The following is a 25887-nucleotide window of genomic DNA, read 5'->3' as shown; positions in this document are numbered from 1 at the left end:
CGGTAGATACGAGCACCGCAGGCCTGGCATTGAAGGTTCAGCAATTCTGTCATCAACCAAGCGTACAGCGCAGCGGTGTACCCAAACGACATATATCACAGCCATGCCCAGAAGTCGCATTAGAAAACTACCGCTGCCTGAGTTACGACATGAGCCTTGCAAGCGTTGGCTTCGACATCCATCAATATCAGTATCTCATCCTTGATAGTGACAAGTTAATTGACATAACTATGGGCTTTAGCCACGACCAACAAGAAAGCGAAATAAAGGCAATGGCTGCCCCCCTCAAACTGTTTTACTCATCCTTCATATAACTCGTTAAACATCCATCTTCACACCTTGATTGAAGGGTTTTCAGCTCAAAACAGCGTGATCGAAATAGTGCTAACAGGCCTCAGGTAGTTAGGTAACACGTTTCGTTCGGCAATAAAAAAGAGCGCCTCGGCGCTCTTTTTTATTCAAGCTCATACGCTATTAATCATCGCCTAAGATACGGTATTCCGCTGAGCGGGCGTGAGCTTCGAGTTGCTCGCCGCGCGCCAATATCGAGGCCGTCTTGCCCAGCTCAGAGGCACCTTCAGGCGAGCACATAATCAGCGACGAGCGCTTCTGGAAATCATACACACCCAGCGGTGATGAAAAACGCGCTGTGCCCGAGGTTGGCAACACGTGGTTAGGGCCAGCACAATAATCGCCTAACGCTTCAGACGTGTGGCGGCCCATAAATATCGCACCGGCGTGGCGGATGTGTGGCAGCAAAGCCTGTGGGTCGGCGACAGACAGCTCCAAGTGCTCTGGCGCAATGCGATTGGTAACCCGGCAAGCTTCATCCAGGTCGCTGACGTGAATCAGCGCCGCACGCTCAAGCAACGACGTTCGAATAATTTCGTGGCGCTGCATATCGGGCAATAAACGCTCGATGCTGCTGTGCACGCGGTCGAGGAAATCGGCATCTGGCGAGATCAGAATCGCTTGTGCGTCCTCATCGTGCTCGGCCTGAGAGAACAGATCCATGGCGATCCAGTCCGGATCGGTATCGCCGTCGCACACCACCAGAATTTCCGATGGGCCGGCAATCATGTCGATACCGACGGTGCCGAACACCTGACGTTTGGCAGTGGCAACATAAATGTTGCCAGGGCCGACGATCTTATCCACCGGCGGAACGGTTTCTGTACCGTAAGCCAGCGCTGCCACCGCTTGTGCGCCGCCAATGGTAAACACCCGGCTGACACCGGCAACCGCCGCAGCTGCTAATACCAGCTCATTTAACTCACCGCCCGGAGTCGGTACCACCATGATGATTTCTTGTACGCCCGCCACATGCGCAGGAATGGCGTTCATCAATACCGACGATGGATACGCCGCCTTACCGCCGGGTACATAAATCCCAACGCGATCCATCGGCGTCACTTTTTGCCCGAGCAAGGTGCCATCGGCCTCGCGATAATCCCACGATTCTTGCTTTTGCTGCTCATGGTAGCGGCGCACACGATCGGCGGCGGTTGTTAACGCCTGACGCTGCTCCTCTGGCAAACCTTGCAATGCTTGCTGCAATCGCTCCTGCCCCAGCTCTAGCTCGGCCATGGAAATGGCGTGCACATGATCAAAGCGGTTGCTGTATTCGACCACGGCAGCATCACCACGATGCTTTACCTCGGCCAAAATACCAGTCACCGTGGCCTGGACTTGGGCATCGGAAACCGACTCCCAGGCCAACAAAGCATCGAGTTGCGTAACGAAATCAGGCTGTGATGCATCTAAACGACGAATGTCGAGGCTCATGCGACTCTCCTCAAGCCGATTCAGTGCGTTGACGCTCTACAGCGGCGGCCATCTGATCGATTATCGGCTGTATTTGGGCGTGTTTGACCTTCATCGCGGCACGACCAGCGACCAAGCGCGAACTGATGGGCGCAATCAAATCGCGTGCTTCAAGCCCGTTGGCTTTTAAGGTGTTACCAGTGTCCACGATGTCGACAATCATGTCGGCCAGATTCATGATGGGCGCCAGCTCCATGCCACCGTACAGTTTGATGATGTCGACCTGGCGACCTTGCTCTGCAAAATAGCGCTTGGCCACATTCACAAACTTGGTCGCGACTTTTAAGCGCCCTTGCGGCATCTCGGCATCTTTAAGCGCCGCAGTCATTAAACGGCAGGTGGCGATGTTGAGATCCAACGGTTCGCACAGATCGTCGCTGTTGTATTCCATCAGCACGTCTTTACCCGCTACGCCCAAATCGGCAGCACCGTACTCCACATAAGTGGGCACGTCGGTGGCGCGAATCACCACCAATTTAATATGGTCATGGTTGGTATCGAAGATCAGCTTGCGACTCTTTTTGATGTCTTCGGCTGGATGAATGCCCGCCTCGGCTAACAGTGGCAGGGTGTCATCCAGAATACGGCCCTTAGACAGGGCGATGGTCAAAGGCTGAGTCATACGCTTGCTGATCCTCGTGATCAGGCCGATACCCGGCGGATATCGGCCCCTAATTGTTGGAATTTCTCTTCAATGCACTCGTAACCACGGTCGATGTGATAGATGCGATTGACGTCGGTTTCACCCTCCGCCACCAACGCAGCAATCACCAGCGACGCCGAGGCACGCAAATCCGTCGCCATCACCGGCGCGGCATTTAAACCAGGCTTGCCGGTCACAATGGCGGTATTACCCTCAACGTGGATATCCGCCCCCATACGCACCAATTCTTGGGTGTGTACAAAGCGGTTTTCAAACACGGTTTCGGTGACAGTGGCGGTGCCTTCGGCCACTGCATTGAGCACCACAAACTGCGCTTGCATATCGGTCGGGAAAGCTGGGTGTGGCGCGGTGCGCACGCTAACCGCCTTTGGTCTGCGCCCCTGCATGTCCAGCTCGATCCAATCTGGGCCGGTAGTAATTGTGGCACCGGCCTCTTCCAATTTGTGCAGCACTGCCTCCAGCAACAGCGGGTCGGTGTCTTTGCACTTCACCCGGCCGCCGGTCACCGCTGCCGCCACCAAATAGGTGCCGGTTTCGATGCGGTCTGGCAGTACATCAAAGTGACACCCTTCCAGACGCTCGACACCTTGAATGGTCAGCGTATCGGTACCAACGCCTTCAATCTTGGCGCCCATGGCAATCAGGCAATTGGCCAGATCGACAATTTCAGGCTCGCGTGCGGCATTTTCGATAACAGTTTCGCCATCCGCCAATACCGCAGCCATCATCACATTTTCAGTGCCGCCCACAGTGACGGTATCAAAGAAGATGTGCGCGCCTTTTAAGCGACCACCCGGCACATGGGCCTGAATGTAGCCGTCGACCACATCCACTTCGGCTCCCAGGGCTTCCATCCCACGGATGTGCAAATCCACCGGCCGGCTACCAATGGCACAGCCACCTGGCAAGGACACTTCGGCTTTGCCGTGGCGCGCCAATAGCGGGCCGAGCACCAGAATCGACGCACGCATGGTGCGCACCAAATCGTAGGGCGCCACATAGCTGGTCATTTGGCCGCAGTCGGTTTCCACCGACATGTCTTCGTTGACCGCCACTTGCACGCCCATACAGCCCAACAGCTCCAGCATGGTGGTGATGTCGTGCAAATGCGGCAGGTTACCAACATGCATGACGCCATCGGCCAGCAAAGTGGCGGCCAGAATGGGCAATGCCGAGTTTTTGGCACCAGAAATGCGGATGTCGCCGTCTAAACAGCGGCCGCCGCGAATACTAAGTTTGTCCATGAATGTGTCTCAGGCGCCTGAATGCTCAGCAGGCGTTTGTGCGACGATGGTAACGGCATGAATGCGACCATCGGCAATGTAGGGATTCAGTAGTTGGTAAACGAACTGCTGGCGCTTAACGGCATTTAAACCGCTGAACACGTCGCCTACCGCGTGCACCTGGTACTTGTAACCATCACCGTCAACGGTCCAGTTCACTTCAGGCGCTTCAGATTGCAGAATTTGCAGAATTTCAGCCGGTGACATAACCGCTTTACCACTCATTTCAGCTTACTTTGGGCGGGCAATCATAGCGGATAATAGCGGCAGATAACACTGACAAGGCCTCACTGCGATGGTGTCAGTAGCGGCTCAAACAGCGGCTGCAAATCGCTGATCGCCAGAATCGGGCGCAAGCGCTCGGGCATGGCCACAATGCTGAGCGTCAATTCACGTTGCTGGCAGTAGCGATACCAGTTCAGCAGCAATGCCACCGCAGCGCTCGACACTTGCTCAACGCCGCTCATATCGACCGTCCAACTGTCTTCGGCGGCACTGATCAGGCAACAGCCACGACGCGCCAGGGGCGTCACCGTGGCCAGCGTCAAATCACCGCGCAGCAACGCCCGGTTGCTGCCATCAGCCGTCAGCGTTGGTACGCTCATCAGCCACTCTCCGCTTTGTTGAACAAGAAGCGTCCAATCAACTCTTCTAATACCAGCGCCGATTGCGTGTCTTCTATCCAATCGCCGTCTTCCAGGTATTCTGGGTCGGCACCGACGGTCAGACCAATGTACTTTTCGCCCAATAGGCCAGCGGTCAAAATGGCGGCCGAGGTGTCGCGCGTCAGTGTGGCGACGTCCTCATGGATTTCCATTTCCACTACGGCTGAGTACCACTCTTGGTCAAGATAGACACGCGTCACACGGCCAATGGTCACGCCCGACATGGAGACCTTGGCTCGCTCGTTTAAACCCGCCAGGTTTTCGAACCGCGCTTTAATGGTGTAAGTATCGCCCGCCGCTTGTTGCGTCAGACCACTGACTCGAAACGCCATCAACACCAGCGCCACAATGCCCATTACCATAAACGCGCCGACGGTCAGTTCGACATACCGCATTTGCATAATTACACGCCTCCCAGCATGATCGCGGTTAACACAAAATCCAGCCCCAATACCGCCAGCGAAGAAATGACGACAGTCTGGGTCGTGGCTTTACCAATACCTTCTGAGGTAGGCGCAGAGTCGAAACCCTGGAAAACAGCAATCCAGGTCACCACCACACCAAACACCACCGATTTAACGATGCCTTTGACGACATCTTCATAAAACTCCACCGACGCTTGCATATTGCCCCAGTAAGCGCCTTCATCAATACCGAGCAAATCCACAGCGACAAACGCACCACCCCAAATTCCGACAGTGCTGAACAGCAGCGCCAGAATCGGTACCGAAATAATGCCAGCCCACAAACGCGGCGTAATCACACGCTTGAGTGGATCGACGCCCATCATCTCCATGGCGGACAACTGCTCGGTGGTTTTCATCAAACCGATTTCTGCCGTTAACGCAGAACCGGCGCGGCCGGCAAACAGCAAGGCGGTCATTACCGGTCCTAGCTCACGCAGCAGTGTCAGCGACACCATGGTGCCGAGCGCAGCCTCTGAGCCAAAATCAATCAAAATGGTATAGCCCTGCAAGCCCAACACCATGCCGACAAAATAGCCCGCCACAATAATGATGGACAAGGAGCGTACGCCCACTGCGTGGATTTGCTGGATCAGCTCGCGACCACCGGCACTGCCTGGTCCGCCCCAGCTGACCGAACGCCACAGCAACATGGCCGCTCGCCCCATAGATTGCATGGCGGATACTCCGCGCACACCCAACTTACGTAACATCATGACGACAACAACTCCTGACGATAATCGGGGGCTGGGTAATGGAACGGTACCGGACCATCAGGGTCGCCGCGCAAGAACTGCCGCACTTCGGCGTTATCGCCATTGATTAATTCCTCAGGTGTGCCAAACGCCATCACCCGCCCGTCAGACACCAGGCATAAATAGTCGGCAATGCTGCACGATTCTTCGACGTCATGGGAGACCAGCAAACTGGTCAGCCCCAGTGCTTCGCTGAGGGCACGAATCAGTTTCACAATCATGCCCATAGAGATGGGGTCCAAGCCGGTGAACGGCTCGTCGTACAGCATCAACTCTGGGTCCATCGCAATCGAGCGTGCCAGCGCAACACGCCGCGCCATACCGCCCGAGAGTTCGCTCGGCATCAATTGATGAGCGCCGCGCAAACCAACGGCTTCCAGCTTCATTAATACCAAGTCACGAATCATGCTGTCGGTCAGGTCGGTGTGCGTGCGCAGCGGAAACGCCACGTTTTCAAACACCGACAAGTCGGTAAACAGGGCGCCACTTTGGAACAGCATGCCCATTTTTTCCCGCCGCAACTCAAACAATTGGCGCCGGTTTAATTGCGTTACCGAGGTACCATCGACCACGACACTGCCACGCTCTGGGCGTAATTGACCGCCAATTAAGCGCAATAATGTGGTTTTACCTGTGCCACTTGGGCCCATGATAGCCGTCACCTTACCACGCGGAAAGTCGACGCTGAGGCGATCGTAAATCAGCCGCTCTCCACGGCGAAAACTCAGCTCTTTAATTGATATGTAGGGGTCCATGTCACCTCAATTGGCGGGGCAAAAGCCGGTTGCTATACCAAACTGCCGCGCAAGCATAGCGGAATCGGGCTAAGCGCACCAAGCCTGGCCAACGTGTTCTCCAACCCAGTTGGCACAACTCACTGTTCCGGCTGGCTCGACGTCTTTCGACAGTCACTGACGGAGCCACAATTGCGCCTCCCCCCGCCTCAGGTACAATGGCGCACTTTTATAGTCTTGGATTGCACATCACTATGCTGACCGCTTACCTGGCCGTTTTGGCAGGGTTGATCGTTCTGGTGTGGAGCGCCGATAAATTCGTTATCGGTGCCGCCGCCACGGCCCGCAAACTCGGCATGTCACCCTTGTTGGTCGGCCTGACCATTGTGTCCATCGGCACTTCGGCGCCGGAGATGTTTGTCTCGGCCATGGCTTCGCTCGATGGCGCGGGCAATCTCGCCATTGGTAACGCTTTAGGTTCCAACATTACCAACATTTTAATGGTGCTGGGCATTACGGCGTTGGTCAGCCCTATCCCGATTCAGAAGAAGCTGGTGCGCAAAGAGATGCCACTGCTGCTGCTGATCAGCATCATTGGTGGCTTGACCCTGGCCGATCTGGAGGTCAACTGGATCGACGCACTGATCCTTATTTCTGCATTGATATTTGCTCTGTATTTGATGTTCCAAGATTCCAGCGAGTCGGGCGAGCCCATCGTCGATGACGAAGAAGCCGAGGCCATCGAACATACTTCTACCGGCCAAGCGCTGTTCTGGTTACTGACCGGTTTATTAGCGCTGATGCTGAGTTCACGCATGCTGGTGTGGGGGGCGACGGAAATCGCCGTCGCCTTTGGGGTCAGTGATTTGATCATTGGCCTGACCATTGTCGCCATTGGTACCAGCCTGCCAGAGTTGGCGGCCTCGATTGCCAGTGCGCTGAAGGGCCACCACGACATTGCGGTGGGCAATGTGATTGGCTCCAATATTTTCAACCTGCTCGCCGTAATGCCGATTCCGGGCATTTTAGCCACCACAGCAGTCGAGCCGATGGCACTCTATCGTGACTTTAGCGTCATGATGGTTGCGACCCTTGCGCTCGGTCTTATTCTGCTGCTCAGCTACCGCTCCGGCCGCATTGCGCGCCCATTTGGTGCAGTCTTAACCGGCAGTTATGTCGGCTATCTCGTCCTTTTGATGTTTATGGCACAAGCATGACCACTAATTCTTCTTTCGATTACATTCAGTCCGCTAAGCGCACGATTCAGTTAGAACAACAGGCCATTGCGGCTTTGTCTGAGCGCATCGATGGTGCGTTTGAGCTGGCTTGCGCCACCTTGCTGCAGTGCCCCGGCCGTGTGGTCGTCACCGGTATGGGCAAGTCTGGGCACATTGGCAAAAAACTGGCTGCCACGCTGGCCAGTACCGGCACTCCGGCATTTTTTGTTCACCCAGGCGAAGCTAGCCACGGCGACATGGGCATGATCACCCGCGATGACGTTGTTATCGCGCTGTCCAATTCAGGCGAGACAGCCGAAGTCACCAGTTTGTTGCCACTGCTTAAGCGTCTCGATACTGCATTGATTAGTATGACTGGTAATCCAGAGTCCACCCTGGCCAAGGCCGCGACGGCACATCTGGATACCGGTGTAGAGCAAGAGGCTTGCCCGCTGGATCTGGCGCCAACGTCCTCCACCACCACCGCTTTGGTGATGGGCGATGCCATCGCCATTGCGTTGTTAGAAGCGCGCGGCTTTACCGCCGAAGATTTTGCCTTTTCCCACCCAGGTGGCTCGCTCGGCCGACGTTTACTGCTGAAAGTGGAAGACATCATGCACAGTGGCAACGAGATTCCATCCGTTTCGCCACAAACGCCGCTGGCGCAAGCGCTGCTGGTAGTGACCTCAAAAGGCCTTGGCATGACCACAGTGCAGGATGAGCAAGGCAACCTGCTCGGTATCTTTACCGACGGCGACTTGCGTCGCGCCATCGACCAAGGCGTCGACATCCAGCAAGCTCAGATTGCCGATGTGATGACCCATCAATGCAAAACCACCACCCCTGGTGCACTGGCCGCCGAAGCATTAAAGCAGATGGAAGACAATAAGATCAGCGCTCTGGTGGTAATGGAGCAACAGCGCCTGGTCGGTGTGTTGAACATGCACGACATGCTGCGCGCCGGAGTGATTTGATGCGCAAGCGCTACTTGCTTCTGCTGCTGACGCTGATATTCGGCGCGGCCTTGTTGGCGGTGGATCGTTACACAGCCAGCTGGGAGCAGAGCACCAGCGAGCGCAACATCAATGAGCCGGATTATTATGGTGATGGTCTGATCAGCGACCGCTTTGACGCCAATGGCAAGCGCGTACAACGCTTGCAAGCGCACAGTTCTGTGCATTATCCCGCCACTCGGCATACTGAATTCCAGCGCCCGCTGATCACCGCGCTGGACCAGCAATCCACCACATGGCAGATTCAAGCCGCCAGCGGTGTGCTGTCCGATGGCGAACAACAACTGACGTTGAGTGATAACGTCGAGGTGCGTACCGTCGATCGCCGTGATGCCATTGTCATCACCACCTCAGAACTGCACTACGATATTGAACAACAAGTCGCTCATACCGAGCAGCCGGTGCGCATCGATCACATGCGCATTCAAATTAGCGCCGTCGGTATGACATTGGATCTCAAGCGCCAACGCATGCGCTTTCATCAGGAGGTTAACACCCAGTATGATCCGACTAATCAGTAGCGCATTGTTGCTACTGCTGGCCAGCTGCAGCCTGGCCTTGGAACAGGACTGGCAACAGCCGGTGACCATTTTGTCCGACCACGCTGAGTTGGACAGAAAAACCGGCATGGTGATGTATGAAGGCAACGTCACTTTGACCCAGGGCACTTTGCGCATTGAAGCCGAGCAACTGCTGCTGTTTCGCAACGGCGAACTGCTGGAGCGAGTCACGGCACGCGGTACCCCGGCGCGCTATGAGCAAATCATCAGCACTGGCGATACGCCAACGCGCGCGCGTGGTGAGCGCATCGACTATCTTGCGCAAAAGCGCGAAATCCTGATCGAAGGCGGTGCGCGCCTGGAGCAAGACGGCAACCTGTTCAGCGGTGAGCAAATCCGCTACGACATGCTGCGCGACACCATTTCCGCCCAAGGTGGCGAGAAAACCCCCGGAGACGATGGCAGCCAGCGCATCAAAGTGGTGATTCAACCGCAAACCAGCACGGCAACCGACAGCAGTGCCACAGAAAATAGCACCGCCGCACCCGAGGCTAGCGACGATACCAGCGCGAACAGCGAGCCACAGCAAGCACCAGCGCCCGCAACAGCCCCCACAACAGACGTAGACAGCATCAATGAAAACCCTGAAAGCTGAGCACCTGGCCAAAAGTTACAATGGCCGTGAGGTGGTGAAAGATGTGTCCTTGTCTGTTGCCAGCGGCGAGATTGTCGGGCTGCTCGGCCCGAACGGTGCCGGCAAAACTACCTGTTTTTATATGATCGTGAACTTGGTGCAAGCGGACAAAGGCCGCATTCGCATCGATGACGACGACATCAGTCATCTGCCCATGCATGGCCGTGCGCGCCGTGGCATCGGCTATTTGCCACAAGAAGCCTCCATCTTTCGCAAGCTAACCGTGGCCGATAACATCATGGCGATTCTAGAGACGCGCCGCGATCTTAACCGCAAGCAGCGCAAAAAAGCGTTAGAGCAGCTGCTCGATGAGTTTCATATTCAGCACATTCGCGCCAGCTTGGGTATGGCGTTGTCTGGTGGTGAGCGCCGGCGTGTGGAAATTGCCCGAGCATTGGCGGCAGAGCCTGCTTTTGTTCTGCTGGATGAACCCTTCGCTGGCGTCGACCCCATCTCAGTGTCGGACATTATGGACATCATTCGTCAGCTTAAAAATCGCGGCATTGGCGTGTTGATCACAGATCACAACGTGCGCGAGACGCTGGCCATCTGCGAAAAGGCCTACATTGTCGGCGGCGGCCACATCATTGCCGAAGGCACGGCCGACGAAGTGTTAGCAAATGAACAGGTACGTAAAGTCTATTTAGGAGATGATTTTCGTCTTTGATCCTGACCTCGGCAAAGGGCTATCATGCCTGATCAAAGGCAAGGAAACGTCGTAAAGCTGTATTCTTCGCCCAAGCTCATGACCTATAATGCCAAGCACATAGTGTGCCGATTAGGTAATTTTTAGAGTTCTATGAAAGCTTCACTCCAGCTCAAAATGGGCCAGCAGCTGACCATGACGCCGCAGCTGCAGCAGGCCATCCGTTTGCTTCAACTCTCCACTTTGGATCTGCAACAAGAGATCCAAGAAGCGCTTGATTCCAACCCCATGCTGGAAACGGAAGAACAGGACGACACTCCGTCAGCCGAATCGCCCACCGACACCAATACCAGCGAAAGCAGCAGCCAGGAAGCCGACAGCGCAGAGGTGGATGAGCAGTGGTCAAATGAGCAACTGCCCGAAGATTTGCCCGTCGATAGCCAGTGGGAAGACACCTACCAAGCCACCGCCGGAGTATCTAGCAGCGCGCCGGTTGGAGATGACGACTTTGATTACGACTCGCGTCACGCCACCACCGACGATTTGCAAGACCATTTGTTGTGGCAATTGAACCTGACCCCGATGTCGGAGTTGGACCGAGACGTCGCCATCATGCTGATCGACGGCACCGACGCCGACGGTTACCTGCACACCAGCATTGACGATGTGGTCGACAGCTTCGACGCCGAGCATGAAATCGAACAAGAAGAGGTGCTGGCGGTGCTGCATCGCTTGCAACAGTTCGAGCCTGCCGGTGTGTTTGCGCGCGATTTGCGCGAATGCTTGTTGCTGCAGCTGCGCCAACTGCCTGCCGATACACCCTGGCTGAAACAAGCCATTCAGGTCATCGATGAGCACATCGAATTGCTGGGCAGCCGTGACTACGCCACGCTGATGCGTAAAACCCGGTTGAAAGAAGACGATCTGAAAGCCGTTTTACGCCTGATTAAAGAGCTGAACCCTAAGCCCGGCGCCAGCGTCAGCCCAGAACAAGCAGAATATGTCGTGCCCGATGTACTGGTGCGCCAGCTGCGCGGTGAATGGCGCGTCGAGCTGAACCCGGACATCGCTCCGAAATTGCGCGTTAATGCCGACTACGCCTCGCTGGTCAAACGCTCGGACAACAGCGCTGACAACACCTTTTTAAAAGATCACCTGCAGGAAGCGCGCTGGTTTATCAAAAGCCTGCAAAGCCGCAACGATACTTTGCTGCGCGTTGCCACCAAGATCGTTGAGTACCAGATCGAGTTTTTCGAGCAAGGCGAAGAAGCCATGAAACCGCTGGTGCTGCACGATATCGCCGAAGCGGTGGGGATGCACGAATCAACCATTTCACGCGTCACCACACAAAAATACATGCACACGCCGCGCGGTGTGTTTGAGCTGAAATACTTCTTTTCCAGCCATGTCAGCACCGACAGTGGCGGTGAATGTTCATCCACCGCAATCCGTGCCATGATCAAAAAGCTGATTGCCGAAGAAAATGCCCGTAAGCCATTGAGTGACAATAAAATTGCTACCATGCTGGGAGATAAAGGCATCAAGGTCGCCCGTCGAACGGTGGCCAAATACCGCGAAGCCATGTTAATTCCACCGTCCAACGAGCGGAAGCAACTGGTTTAGCAACCATTGCGACATCCAACAGCTAAAGGAGTCTGGATATGCAAATCAACGTCAGTGGTCATCACGTCGAAATTACTGATTCATTGCAGGCCTATGTGGAAGAAAAAATGGCCAAGCTGGAGCGTCACTTCGACAACATAACCCAAGGGCAAGTGACATTAACCGTGGAAAAAAGCGGCCAGAAAGCTGAGGCCACCATCCACGTCAGCGGTGCGGATTTGCACGCCAGCTGTGAGCAAGACGATATGTACGCGGCGATTGATTCTATGGTTGATAAGCTGGATCGCCAGGTCATCAAACACAAAGAAAAAATAGTCGCCCGTAAACAAGGCCACTGAGTTCCATCATGCGCATCGAAGATATTCTCACCGCAGACCGGGCACAAATCGATGTGCCCGCCTCTAGCAAAAAAAAGCTCCTGCAGTACTTGGCCAACTTTGTCGGTGAACGGCTGCAGGACAGCTCCTCGGACGATATCTACGAGCGCCTGTTGACGCGCGAGCGTCTGGGCAGTACCGGAATTGGCGAAGGCATTGCCATTCCGCACTGCCGGTTAAAAGAATGCCAACAAGCGATGGGCGTGCTGCTCAGGCTGCAAACACCCATCGACTACGATGCCATCGACCAACAGCCCATCGACCTGGTCTTTGCCTTGTTAGTGCCAGAGGAAGCCACGGAAGAGCATTTGCAAGTGCTGGCCATGCTGGCCCGTAATTTCAGTACCGAAGAATTTCGCAGCGCTTTGCGCAATGCACCAAGCGAGCAGCAGCTGTTTCAACGCGCACTCAACGCTGAGTAATGTATTGAGCGAGGCTGGCAAGCGCCAAGCAATCACTCGACACCATCATTCACAGGAGACAGGTTATGCGATTGGTCGTTATCAGTGGCCGCTCCGGTTCCGGCAAATCCAGTGCTCTGCATGTGCTGGAAGACTTGGGCTTTTATTGCATCGATAATTTGCCCATCCCACTGTTGCCCGCGCTGGCCAGCGAAATTGAAAACGATCCGCGACTGGCCAAGGTGGCCGTCAGCATCGATGCCCGAAATCTGTCGCAAACCAGCGATGGTATTAGCGAAGTGCTGATGCAACTACCACAGGCTGAAAATCAGCTCGAAGTGGTCTACCTGGATGCCAACGAGCCGACCTTACTGCAGCGCTTCAGTGCCACTCGGCGCAAACATCCGCTTACCAATGAACAGGTGTCGCTGGCCGAGGCCATTGCCGCAGAGCAGCAGCTGCTCGAGCCACTGGCCAATATGGCCGACCTGACGCTGGATACCACCAATATGTCGGTGCACGAGCTGCGCAGCCTGATCAAACTGCGTGTCGCCGAACGCCAAAACAACGACATCGCCATTTTGTTTCAGTCTTTTGGCTTTAAAAAAGGCATCCCCATCGACGCCGACTATGTATTTGATGTGCGTAATCTACCCAACCCGTATTGGCAGATGCAGCTGCGCGACTTCACCGGTTTGCAACAACCCGTGCAGGAGTACCTCAGTGCCCAGCCGCAGGTTGGCGCCATGCAACAGGACATCCGCCAGTTCATCGAAACCTGGTTGCCTGGGTTTATTGACAGCAATCGCAGCTACATGACCATCGCCATCGGCTGCACGGGCGGACAACACAGATCTGTGTACATGGCAGAGCAGCTGGCTGGACAATTTCGCCAGCAGTTCGCTAATGTTCAAGTGCGCCATCGGGAACTGCAGCGGGACACTTAACCTCCATCATGATTAAGACTGAAATCACCATCATCAATAAACTTGGCCTGCATGCACGCGCGGCCGCCAAACTGGTGTCCACCGCAGCGGCACACTCGGCCACCATTCGTGTCGGCTACCCAGACCGATTGGTCGACGGCAAAAGCATCATGGCAGTGATGATGCTGGCCGCCAGCAAAGGCACCAATATCCTGTTGCAAGCCGAAGGCGAAGATGCCGAGCAAGCCATCGCCGCCTTAGAAGATCTGATCAACCGCCGCTTCGACGAAGGCGAATAGCCTTCTCGGCCGAGCTTTTCCGCGTAAAATCAATTCACTACACGCACATTTGCGAGCAGTTTCGTAGTCTATATCGCGGTTTCCAGCTAGAATTATCCGTATCTCGCCGCTGCTTGCGGTACCTGTCCGTCTGTTTCATTACCTTCTGAGCACCGCCCATGGCCCAGCACAGCGAAAAAGCCAAAGCCAGACTAAACAGCGTCAACGCTGCGTTAGAGAGCGGCTCGCTGGCGACGGTACAGCGTCTGATTAATTCAGGCCTAGCGCCGCAAGACGTGGCCCACCTGCTGGAGTCCTCACCGCCGAAAGTGCGGGAAATTCTGTGGGAGCTGGTCGACAGCGAGCTCGAAGGTGAGGTGCTGCAGCACCTGAGCGAAGAGCTGCAGGGTCACTTCTTACGTGACATGACCGCTGAGCAAGTGGCCAATGTTACCTCCGACCTCGACATCGACGACGTCGCCGACATTCTGCAACAGCTGCCTGAGCGCGTAACGCAGGAAGTTCTGGACGTGATGGATCAGCAAGATCGCTCACGTTTGGAGCAGGTGCTGGGTTACCCGGAAGACAGCGCTGGCGGCTTGATGAACACCGACACGATCACCATTCGCGCCGACATCACGCTGGAAGTGGTGCTGCGCTACTTGCGTCGCCACAAAGAACTGCCCGACATGACCGATGCACTGCTGGTGGTCAACCGTAACAATGAATTTATTGGCTCACTGTCGCTGCGCAAACTGTTGGTCGGCGACCCGCAACAGACCGTGCGCGAAGTGATGTCGACGGACACGCGCGTTATTCATGCCAGCCAGCACGAGACCGAAGTCGCCAAACTGTTTGAGCGCCATGACCTGGTATCCGCCCCCGTCGTGGATGCTCAAGGACAGCTGCTCGGCCGCATCACCATTGACGATGTGGTCGACGTGATTCGCGAAACCGCCGACCACTCGCTGATGAGCATGGCCGGTCTGGACGATGAAGAAGACACCTTTGCTCCGGCGTTAAAAACCAGTCGCCGCCGCGCCGTTTGGCTCGGTATCAACCTGATTACCGCATTTATGGCATCTGCGGTCATCGGCCTGTTCGACGCCACCATTGAAAAAGTGGTGGCGCTGGCGGTATTGATGCCGATTGTCGCCAGCATGGGTGGCATTGCCGGCAGCCAGGTACTGACTTTGGTGATTCGAGGCCAAGCTTTGGGGCACTTAAGTTCGGCTAATTTTCGCTGGCTGTTTAATCGTGAACTGATTGTTGCCGCCATCAACGGTGTATTATGGGCGCTGGTGATTGCCGCCATTACCTTGCTGTGGTTTGGCGACCCTGGCATTGCTGCCATCATAGGCGCCGCCATTATTATCAATTTATTGGTCGCTGCCGTCAGCGGAGCAGCCTTGCCATTGATTATGAAAGCACGTGGCATCGACCCGGCTCTAGCGGGCTCAGTGGTGCTGACCACAGTGACCGACGTGGTCGGCTTTTTATCTTTTTTGGGGCTCGCGACCCTGTTCTATTTATAAAGTGTTATGACTGATTACCCAGATTTTGAAGACGACGATTTCGTCAGTAAGTCCGAACTAAAACGTGAAATGGAACGGTTGCAGGAGATCGGGCGCCAGCTAACGGAACTGTCGCCCCAGCAGTGGCAGCTGTTTGCACTCAGCGACACATTGGTGGCGGCGCTGGAAGAAAGCAAACGCTTAAAACAGCACGAAGCCAAGCGTCGTCATTTGCAGTACATCGGCAAATTAATGCGCAGCGAAGACATCGACAACATTCGCCGACAGCTCGATTTGCTGGACCCATCCAGCGAACTCTATGGCCGTGTACAGCGCCAACAAGAACAGTGGCGCAGTCGCTTAGTGGAAGACGACAGCGCCATGGCGGAGTTTATGAGCGAGTTTCCCAATCTTGACCGCCAGCACTTGCGCAACTTGGTGCGCAATGCGCGCAAGGAGCATGACAGCGGCAAAACCGGCAAACACTACAAGCAGCTGTTTCAGTTCATCAAAGGGCAAATGAACGAACAGTAAGACCGCCGCTCACGGCTTGTTTAAGCGTCTGTGCTGCTGCACTGGCATACGACGCCGCACTTCCTGCTGCCAACTCAAATCAATATCCGCCAGCGCTACGCCCGATTCATGGCCTAGCTCAGTGAGCACCTGCCCCCAAGGATCAATGATTTGTGAATGCCCCCAGGTCTGGCGCTTGTCATCGTGCCAACCACATTGATTGGCGGCCAGGATAAAACATTGCTGTTCAATCGCCCGCGCGCGCAGCAGTGATTGCCAGTGCGCTTCGCCAGTACGGTGCGTAAAGGCAGCAGGCAGTGAAATAAGCTCAGCTCCTTGGTCGGCCAAACGCTGAAACAGCTCCGCAAAGCGCAGGTCGTAACAAATCGCCAGCCCTAGGCGCCCGACGGGTGTATCGACCACCACCACTTGCTCACCTGGAGCAAAGCGATCCGATTCCTGATAACTGCCTTGGGCATCACCGACATCGACATCAAACAAGTGAATTTTGTCGTAGCGCGCTACCTGCTCGCCTTGATCATTAAAGACGCAGCAAGCCGAGCGCAAACGTACGTCATCATCTGGACTCGGCAGAGGAATGGCACCAGCCACCAGCCAGATGCCTAAATCCTGTGCCCAAGCTGCTAACGTACTGACTAGGTCAGAACGAGCGGCCAACGACTGAAACTGGCTGCCATCCAGCGTCAAAAACATTTCCGGCACCACCACTAACCGCGCACCTTGGCGCGCTGCATCGGCGACCAGCGCATGCGCCGCCGCTAAGTTGGCTTCTACGTCAGCAATGGAGCACATCTGCACCACTGCAGCAGAGTGATTTGTCATTCTTCACCTCGGAAAGGATTAATTCCACGCAGTCGCTCCATCAAGGTGCGACTGGTTTTGCCATCCACTTCATTATCGAACGCTTGGTTGATGGTCAGCTGCGGCTCCGTCCAGGTGCCTCGCACTGTGTAGCTGGCGCTGGTAAAGCGCTCCAGCTCATCACTGACCAAGCGTTCGGTGACATAAATCGACGCCGCCACCGGCAGCGCCGCAAGCCCGGTCAAAAATGCCGCCAGTGGCAGCGAACCCGACACAGGGAAAGTCACCGCCAGCTTCATATCCAACGTTTGGTAGTTCAGGTTACTGCTGCCAGACAATAAGAACTTGCTGCCGGGGCCATCCATCACCAAGGGCTCAGTCAGGTTCAAAATACCATCGTCTAAATTGGCTTTGGCTTTAAGTACATCGAAGGTCACACCGGACTGGTACAGGTCCGAGAAGTCAAACTGCAAGCGGCGGTTGATGGTGCCCAAGTTCAAAATACCAAACGCTTTGAGCGCATCGGCTCCCTCAGCGGCCATGTTGCCGTTGCGCATATTCAACGACACCACGCCATCCAAGCTTTGGGTGTTGTAGGCCATGGGCGAGCCTTGCCAACTCAGTTGCGCCAGTAAACGGGTGTCCTCGGCGTTGATCACTTCCTTTTGGCGGAACTGGCGCTGCACCTTGCCTATGTCACTGCTGGTAATACTGACGTTGTTCAACTCAGTGTGATGTTGCCCGTCGATTAAGCGCCAGTTCATGCTGCCCAGCATACGCAGGCCTTTCAGGTCACTGTCGTCGATGTCCACTACCAAGCCACCCTGTTGTGGGCGGCTATTTAACTGCCAACGGCCCAAATTACGGCTGCCGATGTACAGCTCCGCCAAGCGCATATCAAAGGCGGGTACGTCAGCTGGGATCATGTCTTGCAATGGGTCTTGCTGTGGGCCAATGGCCTGTGCTTCACCGCCTTCGCTGAGTGGCAAATGAATATGCTCCAGCTCCAGTTGCAGCGGCAAACGGCTGTCTGCGGCAATGGCAATGTCACCCGTCATCAGTGGGCTGTCTAGGCGGAACTGCCACTCCCCAAACTGTTGCTGCCCCACGACCCTCGAGGCACCGCTGGCAATGCCCCACATATCCACTTGCTCAAGCTGCAAGTCAATTAACCGCAGCGGCCCAGATTCGACCTGGTCTGGCTCAAAGCCTGGTTCCTGGTCTGGTTCCTGGTCAGACTCAGAAGCATCGCTGTCAGCCAATAACTGCTGCATGTGTTGCCAGGTGGCAAACCAGTCGGCACCGCTGATTTCTGTGTCGATGCGCCCGCGCACCTCTACACCCGGGTCACTCGGCAGAAAGGCATCACTGCCGCCGATATAGACTTGGCCGCGATGCAGCTCGCCGTTGCGCAGCGCCACAACGGTTTTCATCCAGTCGTCATAGTTGAAGTCGATGCGGGTATCAATCGCTGGCACCACCGACATCGCCAGCGGCCGAACCTGCTCCACGCTTTTGCCCATGGGATAGGGCAAATCGATGTGTGTCCCGCTTAAATCGCTGTGCAGATCAAACTGCACACCACCGCGCTTGTCCGCCGCCAGCCTCAGTTGCGCCTCATAGCCCAACTCCCCTGATACTGGATCCAGAAGAAAAATCGGCAGCCATTGCTTAAATGCCGACCATTGCCCCTGGCCCTCGGCGCTGAGGCGTAAATCAAAGTCGCCATCGGCGATCACATCCGATTCAATACGGCCAGTGAACGCACCGTCAAAGACCCGCCCTTGCAGCTGCTCTGCAGTAAGGCCGGTGCGGCTGTCAAACTGCAGCTGTCCGGCGATGTCTTGCAGCTCGAGGTCTAGCTCGCCCAGATACAAACGGTTGTTGCTGACATCAATATCAAGCTGCACATGCGGAATTGCCTCAGCTTCGGCCAGCAACATGTTCAATACCAAGCCGGCCTGCATGGGCCCGTCGGCCTGCCATTGATCCAGCGCTCCGTTCACCACTTGCTGTAGCGGGGTGTCGGTAAAATAGCGCAAGCTGTCACCGCTGTTGCCATTCAAACGACCGACGACGTTCAGCCAAGGCTCGCCATTTTGCTGGCGCAGTTTGATACGCCCACTGTGCGGCTGCAGTTCGCCGCCCAATGTGCTGGCGGAATCCACCCACACATCGATATCGCCAGACGACATCATCATGCGCCCGTGCAAGTCGGTCATCGCTGGCCAGTCTTGCAGATAACGCAACTGCACCTCTTGCGCTTGCAAATACAGCTCAATGCTCGGCTCGCCGTCGTCGCCCAAACTGCCATTCAGTGCCAGCATGGCTTGCTCCACCTGGCCTGACACCAAGGCTTGATCCAGCCACTGGCGCAGCTCAGGGTCAAGAATGCTGGGCACCAGCTGTCGCTGCAGCGTGAGCGGCGCGTTGTTCAACCCCAGCAATACCGACGTATTGTCTTCCACCGGGCTGTCATCGCGAGCAATACGCAGCCCCACTTCACCGGTCACGGGCGTACCGTCTAACTCGGCAGTGAGCTGCTCCAACTGCAACTGATAGTGCTGCGGTAAAATGGCCCAGACGAAGTCCGCGGCAACATTGTCCAATGACCAGGGCTGCTGATATACGTCTGCCAGCCACACCTGCAGCGAGTCATCACGGATGCGCACGCGCCCTTGCTGCGGCAACAGCTGTAGCGTCGCGTCGACCTCACTCAACCCCGGGATGCCATTGAAAGCGGCGATGCTGACTTGATTCAACTGCGACTGCACTTCCAGCTGCAGCGGCTCTGCCGCTGGCAGTAGCGACACACGCAGTTGTTCAGCGCGGCCGCTGGGCTGTAATCCGACCAGGTAGCGCAGCCATTCATCTGGCAACAACGCATGACGGGTTAAAAACTCAGCACTGTCCTGCAAATCCAGCCCAGGAATTTCCAGCTGCCAACCTTTGCTGGTGTGCTTCTCGTCGTCGGTCATATTGATTGCCGACAAATACAACTCGCTCAATGGCAGCGATTGCTCGAACCCCATACGCAACCGTGCCTGCCAGCCATCCCCTTGCTTATTGCCGTCCAGTCGCAGCACGCCACGCTGCAATTGCAGCGCTTCACCTTGGGTTGCCAGCGTCAGCTCTGGCAAGGTCACCACGCTATACACTTGCTGCAGCTGCCCATCTTCGAGGGTCAGCCACGCCATCATGCCGGCGCGCGCCGATTCTAGGGAAAGACCCAGCGGCAGTGCGTCTGGTACCCAGCGCTGCCAGTTTTGCTCGTCGACTTGCAAAAATAGCTGGCCCTGCTGCGCTCGCCACGGCCACAGCGGCCCCTGCAAGCGCCCAGTAACACGAATATCCGCCAGCTCACCATCCGTACCCCAAGCGACATCACCCATCAGCACCCGGCTGCTGCCGCGATTGCGCCATTGCAGTTGTTTGACCAGCAGCTGCTCCTGAATCTGCAGGCCATTGCCGTTTAGCTGCCAATCAGAAAAGGAAATGGTGTGCTGCAGCTCCAGCCAATCCAGCCAGAGCGGGCGTTGGTTGGCAGGCGTTGCAACTGGACTAGAGTCGCGCTCGGCTAGCGCATTGAGATCCAGCTGCCAGTCATCTGCCAGCTGCCACACATGCTCGGCCACTTCATCGGCGGTGACCCGCACCCCGCGCACTTCGATGTTGCGAAACACAGGTTGACGATAAAAGGCACTGGCACTGACATCCAGCAGCGCTTCGACATGATCAATGTAGATTCCCTGTCCTGGCGGGCCGAGTTGCAAACCTTGCACCCGAACCAACGGCGACAGGCCGTCCCAGCCGCCTTGCAACTGCGTCATCGCAACCGGCTGTTGCAGCTGGTCGCTCAGCCATTGTTGCGCGTCGGGCTGGTAGGTTTCCAACAGCGGAATCAATTGGCGACCAACACTGACGTACAGTGCCAGCAACACCAAGGCAACGACCAAAGTAATCCACAGCTGCAGCCACAGCTCGCGCATCCAGCGCATCACCACACCACTCCAGCGCTATTGCAGCACGATGTCATACTCATCCTGAGCGTAATGGCTTTCTACCTGCAGCTTGATCGCCTTACCGATAAACTCTTCGAGGTCACCAAGGCTGTTGCTGTCTTCATCCAACAGGCGATCCACCACACCCTGGCTGGCTAACACCAGATAGGTGCCGGCATCGTAGGCGCGCTCTTCGCGTAGGATTTCGCGGAAGATTTCGTAGCAAATGGTCTCGGCCGTTTTTACCGTGCCGCGCCCATCACAGGCGGAGCATGGCTCCATCAACATCTGCTCGAGACTTTCACGGGTGCGCTTGCGCGTCATCTCGACTAAACCCAGCTCCGATACGCCGCTGATTTTGGTTTTGGCGTGGTCTTTCTCCAGCACTTTTTCCAGCATGCGCAACACCTGACGCTGATGTTCAGGGTCGGCCATGTCGATAAAGTCGAGAATGATAATGCCACCTAAATTGCGCAATCTTAGCTGTCGGCCGATGGCCGTCGCCGCTTCTAAGTTGGTTTTGAATATGGTTTCTTCCAGATTGCGCCGCCCGACAAATCCGCCGGTATTAACATCGATGGTGGCCATGGCTTCGGTTTGATCAATCACCAGATAGCCACCGGATTTAAGCGGTACTTTGCGCTCCAGTGCACGCTGAATTTCATCCTCAACGCTGTAAAGCTCAAACAATGGCCGAGGCCCTGGGTAATACTCCAGCTTGGCTTCCACCTCAGGTACGTACTGAGCGGCAAACTGCTTTAAATAGGCAAAGGTTTCGCGCGAATCGATCAGGATCTTATCGATTTCCGGGCGCGCGTAGTCGCGCAGCGTGCGCGAAGACAGTGGCAGCTCGTCGTACACCAGGCGCGACGGCTTGTAAGCTTTAATGCGCTCTTGCAGCTTGCGCCATAAGCGCCTCATGTAGCGGATGTCGGCCAGAATCTCTTCTTCACCGACGCCTTCTGCGGCAGTGCGTAAAATGAAGCCTGCTTCACCCGTCATTTCTTCGGCTTCCATGCACTGGTTGACCAGCAGGCGCAAACGCTCACGTTCTTCTTCGTCGTCGATGCGTTGCGATACCCCAACGTGCTCGGCATCGGGCATAAACACCAAATAGCGCGCCGGAATCGCCAGCTGTGTGGTTAATCGCGCGCCTTTGGTGCCGATTGGGTCTTTAGTGACTTGCACCACCAGCGCTTGGCCTTCGTGCACCAACTGATTGATCGGCGTGGAACTGTCGCCACTGATTTCACCGGCGTGAATAAACGCTGCACGCTCCAGGCCGATGTCGACAAAAGCCGCCTGCATACCGGGCAGCACACGGACGACCTTGCCTTTATAAATATTGCCGACCAAGCCACGATGGTTGGTGCGCTCAATCACGATTTCCTGCAGCACACCGTTTTCGACCACACCGACGCGCGTTTCCGTCGGTGTCAGATTCATCAGAATTTCTGCGTTCATGCTGTCTCCTGACTGGCACTGGGCTGCCACAGCGGCACTTGCCAACGCTCTAACAATTGCGCGGTTTCATACAACGGTAGGCCCACCACATTGCTGTGACTACCTTGTATTGATTCTACCAACACCGCGCCCAGGCCTTGAATGCCATAAGCACCGGCTTTGTCGTTAGGCTCGCCGGTGGCGATATAATTCCGGATTTGAGCGTCGCTCAGGGCGGCAAACTGAACATCGGTCATGACCACAACGGTCTCACAGCGATCGCCATCTGGGCCGCGCTGCGCCAACGCAACGGCGCTGATCACCTGATGCGAACGACCAGACAACAGCTTGAGCATGTCCATCGCGTGTTGCTCGTCGACGGGCTTGCCGAGAATCTGGCCATCAATGATGACGCTGGTATCGGCGCCCAACACCACCTCATTGGTGCTGGCTAACAGCGCCTGTGCTTTCTCGCGCGCCATGCGCTCAACGTAAACAGCCGGGCTTTCATTGGCTCGCGGGGTTTCGTCGATATCCGCGGCCGATACCCAAAAAGGCACGCCAATTTGGCGCAGTAACTGTGCCCGCCGCGGCGAGCGTGACGCCAAACACATCATTGGCTACGCATCCTTATTAATAACAGGTGGGTCAGACCATAAACCCAAGGCCACAGCGCCGCCGACACCAACGCCGGTTGCCACAGCAATACCGGTTTACCATCGCCCGTCATCAATACCATGGCCCAGTAATACACCACTTGCCCTAAGGCGATTAACAAGAACACCACCGCCATTTGCTGCACAAAATGAAACAGCACCACACGGCGATGCATCAGCTGCAGGGCAAAGATCTGCACCAGCAACACACACACATTTAACCCAAACGGTGCGCCCTGTTCGGTATCGAGCATTAACCCCAGTGGCCAGGCGAGCCATAAGCCAAAAATACGTGGCTGAAAAATCACCAATACCATGACCAATAAACTGACCCAATTCGGCTCTAACCAACTGAGCAGCTCTGGCATCGGCAGGTGTTCCAGCACAAACGCCAAAAACGTGGCCGCCAGTGTTAATACGACGTGACTCAAGCTCATTTAGGTTGCTCCGCAGTGAACTCAGCGGGCGTTTGCGGCTGTGTGTCGCTGAACAGCAGCAGCAAATGGCGACTGCGATCCAGGTGAGCGCTGGGTTTGGCGGTCACACTGGCAAACGGCTTACCAGCAATATTTTCCACCTGGGTGACAGTCGCCACCGGATAACCTTTCGGATAGCGGCCACCAAGGCCGGAGCTGATGAGCAAATCACCGACCTCGATATCGGCGGTATTGGGCACGTAAATCAACTCCAGTGAATCCAGAGCACCGGTACCCGCTGCGATGGCACGCACGCCGTTGCGATTCACCTGCACGGGAATGGCGTGGTTGGAATCGGCAATCATCAGCACCCGAGAACGCCTGGGCAATACATCGATCACCTGCCCCAGCAAGCCATAGGCATCAAGCACAGGCTGGCCGACAAACACGTCGTCTTCGCTGCCTTTATTGATAAAAATTTGCTGGCTGTATGGATCTGGGTCGACGGCTAACACTGAGCTTACCAGCACCCGGCTGCCGAGTTTTTCCGACGCATTAAGCAATTCGCGCAGCTCGATGTTTTCGGCCTCTAAAGCCGCCAACCGCTGCACCCGAGTTTCCAGAATCAAGTTACGCGCACTGAGTTGCTTGTTGGCGTGCAGCAGCTCCTGACGGGTAGCCGCCGATTCGCCAAACCAATTCACCAATGCCGACGGAACCATGGCCGTGGTTTGTGCCGGTTCTAGCAGGTAACCCGACACCATGCGCGCGGGCTGCAACCAGGAATAGTGATGATCCACCCACATGAGTGCCAACGCCAAGGCCACCAGAACAGTGACCCGTTGGCTCTGCAATGGTGGTAGCTGAAACTGTGATTTGATAGCGGCGCTCTCCTTAGGGCCAGCAAGCCTATGACCTTAAGCCAGATTGGCTAACTATACCTGCAGCACCACCTGCAGCACCAGCATCGAGCCAGCGCTGCCAGGCCGACGGCGCAAGGAGTTAATCGAGGGCCAGCATTTCCAGTTGCTGATCGCTGGCATTTTCCAAGAAGCGACCACCGCCTCGAGCCACACAGGTCAGAGGATCATCGGCAACAATCACCGGCAGGCCAGTTTCTTCCGCCAGCAATTTGTCCAGATCGCGCAGCAAAGCGCCACCACCGGTGAGCACCATACCGCGCTCGGCAACGTCCGATGCCAGTTCAGGCGGCGATTGCTCCAGCGCACCTTTTACCGCCTGAACAATTTGTGCCAGCGATTCTTGCAGCGCTTCTAGGATTTCGTTGGAGTTGAGGGTAAAGCTGCGCGGAATACCTTCCGCCAGATTGCGGCCGCGCACATCAATTTCGCGCACTTCACCGCCAGGGTAAGCGGTGCCGATTTCCTGCTTAATACGCTCGGCCGTGGCTTCACCAATCAAGCTGCCGTAGTTGCGGCGAATGTAGGCCACAATGGCTTCGTCAAAGCGGTCACCGCCGACCTTGACTGACTCGGCGTAAACCACGCCACTGAGCGAGATAATGGCAATTTCTGTGGTACCGCCACCGATGTCGACCACCATCGAACCGCGCGCTTCATCCACAGGCAAACCAGCACCAATCGCTGCGGCCATAGGCTCGTGAATCAAATAAGCTCGGCTGGCGCCAGCGCCCATCACAGAATCGCGAATCGCTTTGCGCTCCACCTTAGTGGCCAAGTAAGGAACACACACCACCACCCGTGGGCTGGGTGCGACAAAACTGGTTTCGTGCACCTTTTTGATAAAGTGCTGCAACATCTTTTCAGTGACTTCAAAGTCGGCAATCACGCCGTCTTTCATTGGTCGGATGGCTTGAATATTTCCCGGTGTTCGACCCAGCATACGCTTCGCATCTGTGCCCACGGCTGCCACACTTTTCTGGTGTCCTTGCAAGCGGATTGCAACGACCGAAGGCTCGTTCAGAACGATGCCCTTCTCGCGCATATAAATCAGTGTGTTGGCCGTTCCCAAGTCGATCGACAGATCGCTGGAAAACAGGCTGCGTAGTTTTTTAAACATCCAGTCAATTCCCGTTTGCAGGTCGCAAAAATTGGCTCTAAGACTAGCAATGGTGGGGATTCAGAGCAAGGCGCATTTGTGCTACTCTGCTGCGCTTTATCACACGCATCCAAACTGGGGTAGACCATGGCTCTGGATCAGAATCAAGTGCGCGACATTGCCGAGCTGGCGCGCTTGCAAATTGATGAAACTCAAGTCGACGAATACCAGAAAAATCTCAGCAGCATCCTCGATCTGGTGGACCAGCTGGCCGCTGTTGATACGGCCAATGTTGAGCCGCTGGCTCATCCACTGGACGCCGTGCAACGTCTGCGCGCCGACGCCGTCACCGAAGACAATCAGCGCGAGCATTTTCAACAAGTCGCACCGGCCACCGCCGAAGGCTATTTCTTGGTTCCACGAGTAGTGGAATAACCGC

At 55.8% G+C, this 25887-nt stretch carries 28 protein-coding genes; 13 read left to right on the top strand and 15 right to left on the bottom strand.

Annotation, left to right across the window (positions count from 1 at the left end; translation table 11 throughout):
- Positions 1-474: 474 nt before the first annotated feature.
- The 8 genes from hisD to CHH28_RS08660 form a co-directional block, all read right to left on the bottom strand.
- Complete coding sequence (hisD, locus tag CHH28_RS08695; protein ID WP_094059942.1) at positions 475-1785, bottom strand: histidinol dehydrogenase; 1311 nt, start codon at positions 1783-1785, stop codon at positions 475-477.
- 10 nt (positions 1786-1795) lie between these two features.
- Positions 1796-2446: an ATP phosphoribosyltransferase gene (hisG, locus tag CHH28_RS08690; RefSeq protein ID WP_094059941.1), complete on the bottom strand. Its 651-nt coding sequence runs from the start codon at positions 2444-2446 to the stop codon at positions 1796-1798.
- A gap of 20 nt (positions 2447-2466) precedes the next feature.
- On the bottom strand, positions 2467-3732 hold the full coding sequence (gene murA, locus CHH28_RS08685; RefSeq protein ID WP_094059940.1) for a UDP-N-acetylglucosamine 1-carboxyvinyltransferase: 1266 nt from the start codon (positions 3730-3732) through the stop codon (positions 2467-2469).
- 9 nt (positions 3733-3741) lie between these two features.
- Positions 3742-3996, bottom strand: a complete 255-nt coding sequence (locus tag CHH28_RS08680; RefSeq protein WP_269843686.1) for a BolA family protein — start codon at positions 3994-3996, stop codon at positions 3742-3744.
- 62 nt (positions 3997-4058) lie between these two features.
- On the bottom strand, positions 4059-4376 hold the full coding sequence (locus CHH28_RS08675) for an STAS domain-containing protein (RefSeq protein ID WP_094059938.1): 318 nt from the start codon (positions 4374-4376) through the stop codon (positions 4059-4061).
- A complete protein-coding gene (mlaD, locus tag CHH28_RS08670) occupies positions 4376-4837 on the bottom strand; it encodes an outer membrane lipid asymmetry maintenance protein MlaD (protein WP_094059937.1) in 462 nt (153 codons plus the stop codon). Before mlaD ends, CHH28_RS08675 begins: the two co-directional genes overlap by 1 nt.
- Positions 4838-4839: 2 nt before the next feature.
- The gene (mlaE, locus tag CHH28_RS08665; protein WP_094059936.1) at positions 4840-5616 is read right to left on the bottom strand and encodes a lipid asymmetry maintenance ABC transporter permease subunit MlaE; all 777 of its coding nucleotides are present in this window, start codon (positions 5614-5616) and stop codon (positions 4840-4842) included.
- Positions 5613-6410, bottom strand: a complete 798-nt coding sequence (locus CHH28_RS08660) for an ABC transporter ATP-binding protein (RefSeq protein ID WP_094059935.1) — start codon at positions 6408-6410, stop codon at positions 5613-5615. The genes mlaE and CHH28_RS08660 overlap by 4 nt, the downstream gene beginning before the upstream one ends.
- A 233-nt stretch (positions 6411-6643) precedes the next feature.
- On the opposite strand from CHH28_RS08660, the gene CHH28_RS08655 reads away from it, so the two are divergent.
- The 12 genes from CHH28_RS08655 (at position 6644) to yjgA (ending at position 16112) form a co-directional block, all read left to right on the top strand.
- The gene (locus tag CHH28_RS08655; RefSeq protein ID WP_094059934.1) at positions 6644-7606 is read left to right on the top strand and encodes a calcium/sodium antiporter; all 963 of its coding nucleotides are present in this window, start codon (positions 6644-6646) and stop codon (positions 7604-7606) included.
- Positions 7603-8580, top strand: coding sequence for a KpsF/GutQ family sugar-phosphate isomerase (locus CHH28_RS08650; protein WP_094059933.1), 978 nt, complete (start codon positions 7603-7605; stop codon positions 8578-8580). The genes CHH28_RS08655 and CHH28_RS08650 overlap by 4 nt, the downstream gene beginning before the upstream one ends.
- On the top strand, positions 8580-9140 hold the full coding sequence (gene lptC / locus CHH28_RS08645; RefSeq protein ID WP_094059932.1) for an LPS export ABC transporter periplasmic protein LptC: 561 nt from the start codon (positions 8580-8582) through the stop codon (positions 9138-9140). The genes CHH28_RS08650 and lptC overlap by 1 nt, the downstream gene beginning before the upstream one ends.
- Complete coding sequence (lptA, locus tag CHH28_RS08640; RefSeq protein ID WP_094059931.1) at positions 9121-9774, top strand: lipopolysaccharide transport periplasmic protein LptA; 654 nt, start codon at positions 9121-9123, stop codon at positions 9772-9774. The genes lptC and lptA overlap by 20 nt, the downstream gene beginning before the upstream one ends.
- Entirely contained in the window at positions 9755-10480 is a 726-nt protein-coding gene (gene lptB / locus CHH28_RS08635) for an LPS export ABC transporter ATP-binding protein (protein ID WP_094059930.1), read from the top strand. The genes lptA and lptB overlap by 20 nt, the downstream gene beginning before the upstream one ends.
- 132 nt (positions 10481-10612) lie before the next feature.
- A complete protein-coding gene (locus CHH28_RS08630; protein ID WP_094059929.1) occupies positions 10613-12082 on the top strand; it encodes an RNA polymerase factor sigma-54 in 1470 nt (489 codons plus the stop codon).
- A gap of 38 nt (positions 12083-12120) precedes the next feature.
- Complete coding sequence (hpf, locus tag CHH28_RS08625; protein ID WP_094059928.1) at positions 12121-12420, top strand: ribosome hibernation-promoting factor, HPF/YfiA family; 300 nt, start codon at positions 12121-12123, stop codon at positions 12418-12420.
- 8 nt (positions 12421-12428) lie between these two features.
- The gene (ptsN, locus tag CHH28_RS08620) at positions 12429-12881 is read left to right on the top strand and encodes a PTS IIA-like nitrogen regulatory protein PtsN (RefSeq protein WP_199244034.1); all 453 of its coding nucleotides are present in this window, start codon (positions 12429-12431) and stop codon (positions 12879-12881) included.
- A gap of 65 nt (positions 12882-12946) precedes the next feature.
- Complete coding sequence (rapZ, locus tag CHH28_RS08615; protein ID WP_094059926.1) at positions 12947-13807, top strand: RNase adapter RapZ; 861 nt, start codon at positions 12947-12949, stop codon at positions 13805-13807.
- Positions 13808-13815: 8 nt separating this feature from the next.
- Positions 13816-14085, top strand: a complete 270-nt coding sequence (locus CHH28_RS08610; protein WP_094059925.1) for an HPr family phosphocarrier protein — start codon at positions 13816-13818, stop codon at positions 14083-14085.
- A 158-nt stretch (positions 14086-14243) separates the two neighbouring features.
- Complete coding sequence (gene mgtE, locus CHH28_RS08605) at positions 14244-15599, top strand: magnesium transporter (RefSeq protein WP_094059924.1); 1356 nt, start codon at positions 14244-14246, stop codon at positions 15597-15599.
- A 6-nt stretch (positions 15600-15605) separates the two neighbouring features.
- A complete protein-coding gene (gene yjgA, locus CHH28_RS08600; RefSeq protein ID WP_094059923.1) occupies positions 15606-16112 on the top strand; it encodes a ribosome biogenesis factor YjgA in 507 nt (168 codons plus the stop codon).
- A gap of 9 nt (positions 16113-16121) precedes the next feature.
- Here yjgA and CHH28_RS08595 read toward each other — a convergent pair whose 3' ends face one another.
- The 7 genes from CHH28_RS08595 to CHH28_RS08565 all read right to left on the bottom strand — a co-directional run bounded on the left by CHH28_RS08595 (position 16122) and on the right by CHH28_RS08565 (position 25469).
- The gene (locus CHH28_RS08595; RefSeq protein ID WP_199244033.1) at positions 16122-16934 is read right to left on the bottom strand and encodes a carbon-nitrogen hydrolase family protein; all 813 of its coding nucleotides are present in this window, start codon (positions 16932-16934) and stop codon (positions 16122-16124) included.
- Positions 16931-20911, bottom strand: coding sequence for a YhdP family protein (locus tag CHH28_RS08590; protein ID WP_094059921.1), 3981 nt, complete (start codon positions 20909-20911; stop codon positions 16931-16933). Before CHH28_RS08590 ends, CHH28_RS08595 begins: the two co-directional genes overlap by 4 nt.
- Before the next feature lie 18 nt (positions 20912-20929).
- Positions 20930-22378, bottom strand: coding sequence for a ribonuclease G (rng, locus tag CHH28_RS08585; RefSeq protein ID WP_094059920.1), 1449 nt, complete (start codon positions 22376-22378; stop codon positions 20930-20932).
- Positions 22375-22974: a Maf family protein gene (locus CHH28_RS08580; RefSeq protein WP_094059919.1), complete on the bottom strand. Its 600-nt coding sequence runs from the start codon at positions 22972-22974 to the stop codon at positions 22375-22377. The genes rng and CHH28_RS08580 overlap by 4 nt, the downstream gene beginning before the upstream one ends.
- Positions 22971-23450, bottom strand: a complete 480-nt coding sequence (mreD, locus tag CHH28_RS08575) for a rod shape-determining protein MreD (protein ID WP_094059918.1) — start codon at positions 23448-23450, stop codon at positions 22971-22973. The genes CHH28_RS08580 and mreD overlap by 4 nt, the downstream gene beginning before the upstream one ends.
- On the bottom strand, positions 23447-24256 hold the full coding sequence (gene mreC / locus CHH28_RS08570; protein WP_269843688.1) for a rod shape-determining protein MreC: 810 nt from the start codon (positions 24254-24256) through the stop codon (positions 23447-23449). Before mreC ends, mreD begins: the two co-directional genes overlap by 4 nt.
- 175 nt (positions 24257-24431) lie before the next feature.
- On the bottom strand, positions 24432-25469 hold the full coding sequence (locus CHH28_RS08565; RefSeq protein WP_094059916.1) for a rod shape-determining protein: 1038 nt from the start codon (positions 25467-25469) through the stop codon (positions 24432-24434).
- 126 nt (positions 25470-25595) lie between these two features.
- Between CHH28_RS08565 and gatC the strand changes: the two genes are divergently transcribed.
- Positions 25596-25883, top strand: a complete 288-nt coding sequence (gene gatC, locus CHH28_RS08560; RefSeq protein WP_094059915.1) for an Asp-tRNA(Asn)/Glu-tRNA(Gln) amidotransferase subunit GatC — start codon at positions 25596-25598, stop codon at positions 25881-25883.
- The last annotated feature ends 4 nt before the right edge of the window (positions 25884-25887 follow it).

It is taken from the genome of Bacterioplanes sanyensis, assembly GCF_002237535.1.
GTDB lineage: Bacteria > Pseudomonadota > Gammaproteobacteria > Pseudomonadales > Oceanobacteraceae > Bacterioplanes > Bacterioplanes sanyensis_A.
This window is presented reverse-complemented; position numbering and strand designations above follow the sequence as displayed.

Coding starts and splice junctions, on each gene's coding strand:
- hisD (WP_094059942.1), bottom strand. CDS start 1,785: ATGAGCCTCGACATTCGTCGTTTAGATGCATCACAGCCTGATTTCGTT.
- hisG (WP_094059941.1), bottom strand. CDS start 2,446: ATGACTCAGCCTTTGACCATCGCCCTGTCTAAGGGCCGTATTCTGGAT.
- murA (WP_094059940.1), bottom strand. CDS start 3,732: ATGGACAAACTTAGTATTCGCGGCGGCCGCTGTTTAGACGGCGACATC.
- CHH28_RS08680 (WP_269843686.1), bottom strand. CDS start 3,996: ATGAGTGGTAAAGCGGTTATGTCACCGGCTGAAATTCTGCAAATTCTG.
- CHH28_RS08675 (WP_094059938.1), bottom strand. CDS start 4,376: ATGAGCGTACCAACGCTGACGGCTGATGGCAGCAACCGGGCGTTGCTG.
- mlaD (WP_094059937.1), bottom strand. CDS start 4,837: ATGCAAATGCGGTATGTCGAACTGACCGTCGGCGCGTTTATGGTAATG.
- mlaE (WP_094059936.1), bottom strand. CDS start 5,616: ATGATGTTACGTAAGTTGGGTGTGCGCGGAGTATCCGCCATGCAATCT.
- CHH28_RS08660 (WP_094059935.1), bottom strand. CDS start 6,410: ATGGACCCCTACATATCAATTAAAGAGCTGAGTTTTCGCCGTGGAGAG.
- CHH28_RS08655 (WP_094059934.1), top strand. CDS start 6,644: ATGCTGACCGCTTACCTGGCCGTTTTGGCAGGGTTGATCGTTCTGGTG.
- CHH28_RS08650 (WP_094059933.1), top strand. CDS start 7,603: ATGACCACTAATTCTTCTTTCGATTACATTCAGTCCGCTAAGCGCACG.
- lptC (WP_094059932.1), top strand. CDS start 8,580: ATGCGCAAGCGCTACTTGCTTCTGCTGCTGACGCTGATATTCGGCGCG.
- lptA (WP_094059931.1), top strand. CDS start 9,121: ATGATCCGACTAATCAGTAGCGCATTGTTGCTACTGCTGGCCAGCTGC.
- lptB (WP_094059930.1), top strand. CDS start 9,755: ATGAAAACCCTGAAAGCTGAGCACCTGGCCAAAAGTTACAATGGCCGT.
- CHH28_RS08630 (WP_094059929.1), top strand. CDS start 10,613: ATGAAAGCTTCACTCCAGCTCAAAATGGGCCAGCAGCTGACCATGACG.
- hpf (WP_094059928.1), top strand. CDS start 12,121: ATGCAAATCAACGTCAGTGGTCATCACGTCGAAATTACTGATTCATTG.
- ptsN (WP_199244034.1), top strand. CDS start 12,429: ATGCGCATCGAAGATATTCTCACCGCAGACCGGGCACAAATCGATGTG.
- rapZ (WP_094059926.1), top strand. CDS start 12,947: ATGCGATTGGTCGTTATCAGTGGCCGCTCCGGTTCCGGCAAATCCAGT.
- CHH28_RS08610 (WP_094059925.1), top strand. CDS start 13,816: ATGATTAAGACTGAAATCACCATCATCAATAAACTTGGCCTGCATGCA.
- mgtE (WP_094059924.1), top strand. CDS start 14,244: ATGGCCCAGCACAGCGAAAAAGCCAAAGCCAGACTAAACAGCGTCAAC.
- yjgA (WP_094059923.1), top strand. CDS start 15,606: ATGACTGATTACCCAGATTTTGAAGACGACGATTTCGTCAGTAAGTCC.
- CHH28_RS08595 (WP_199244033.1), bottom strand. CDS start 16,934: ATGACAAATCACTCTGCTGCAGTGGTGCAGATGTGCTCCATTGCTGAC.
- CHH28_RS08590 (WP_094059921.1), bottom strand. CDS start 20,911: ATGCGCTGGATGCGCGAGCTGTGGCTGCAGCTGTGGATTACTTTGGTC.
- rng (WP_094059920.1), bottom strand. CDS start 22,378: ATGAACGCAGAAATTCTGATGAATCTGACACCGACGGAAACGCGCGTC.
- CHH28_RS08580 (WP_094059919.1), bottom strand. CDS start 22,974: ATGATGTGTTTGGCGTCACGCTCGCCGCGGCGGGCACAGTTACTGCGC.
- mreD (WP_094059918.1), bottom strand. CDS start 23,450: ATGAGCTTGAGTCACGTCGTATTAACACTGGCGGCCACGTTTTTGGCG.
- CHH28_RS08565 (WP_094059916.1), bottom strand. CDS start 25,469: ATGTTTAAAAAACTACGCAGCCTGTTTTCCAGCGATCTGTCGATCGAC.
- gatC (WP_094059915.1), top strand. CDS start 25,596: ATGGCTCTGGATCAGAATCAAGTGCGCGACATTGCCGAGCTGGCGCGC.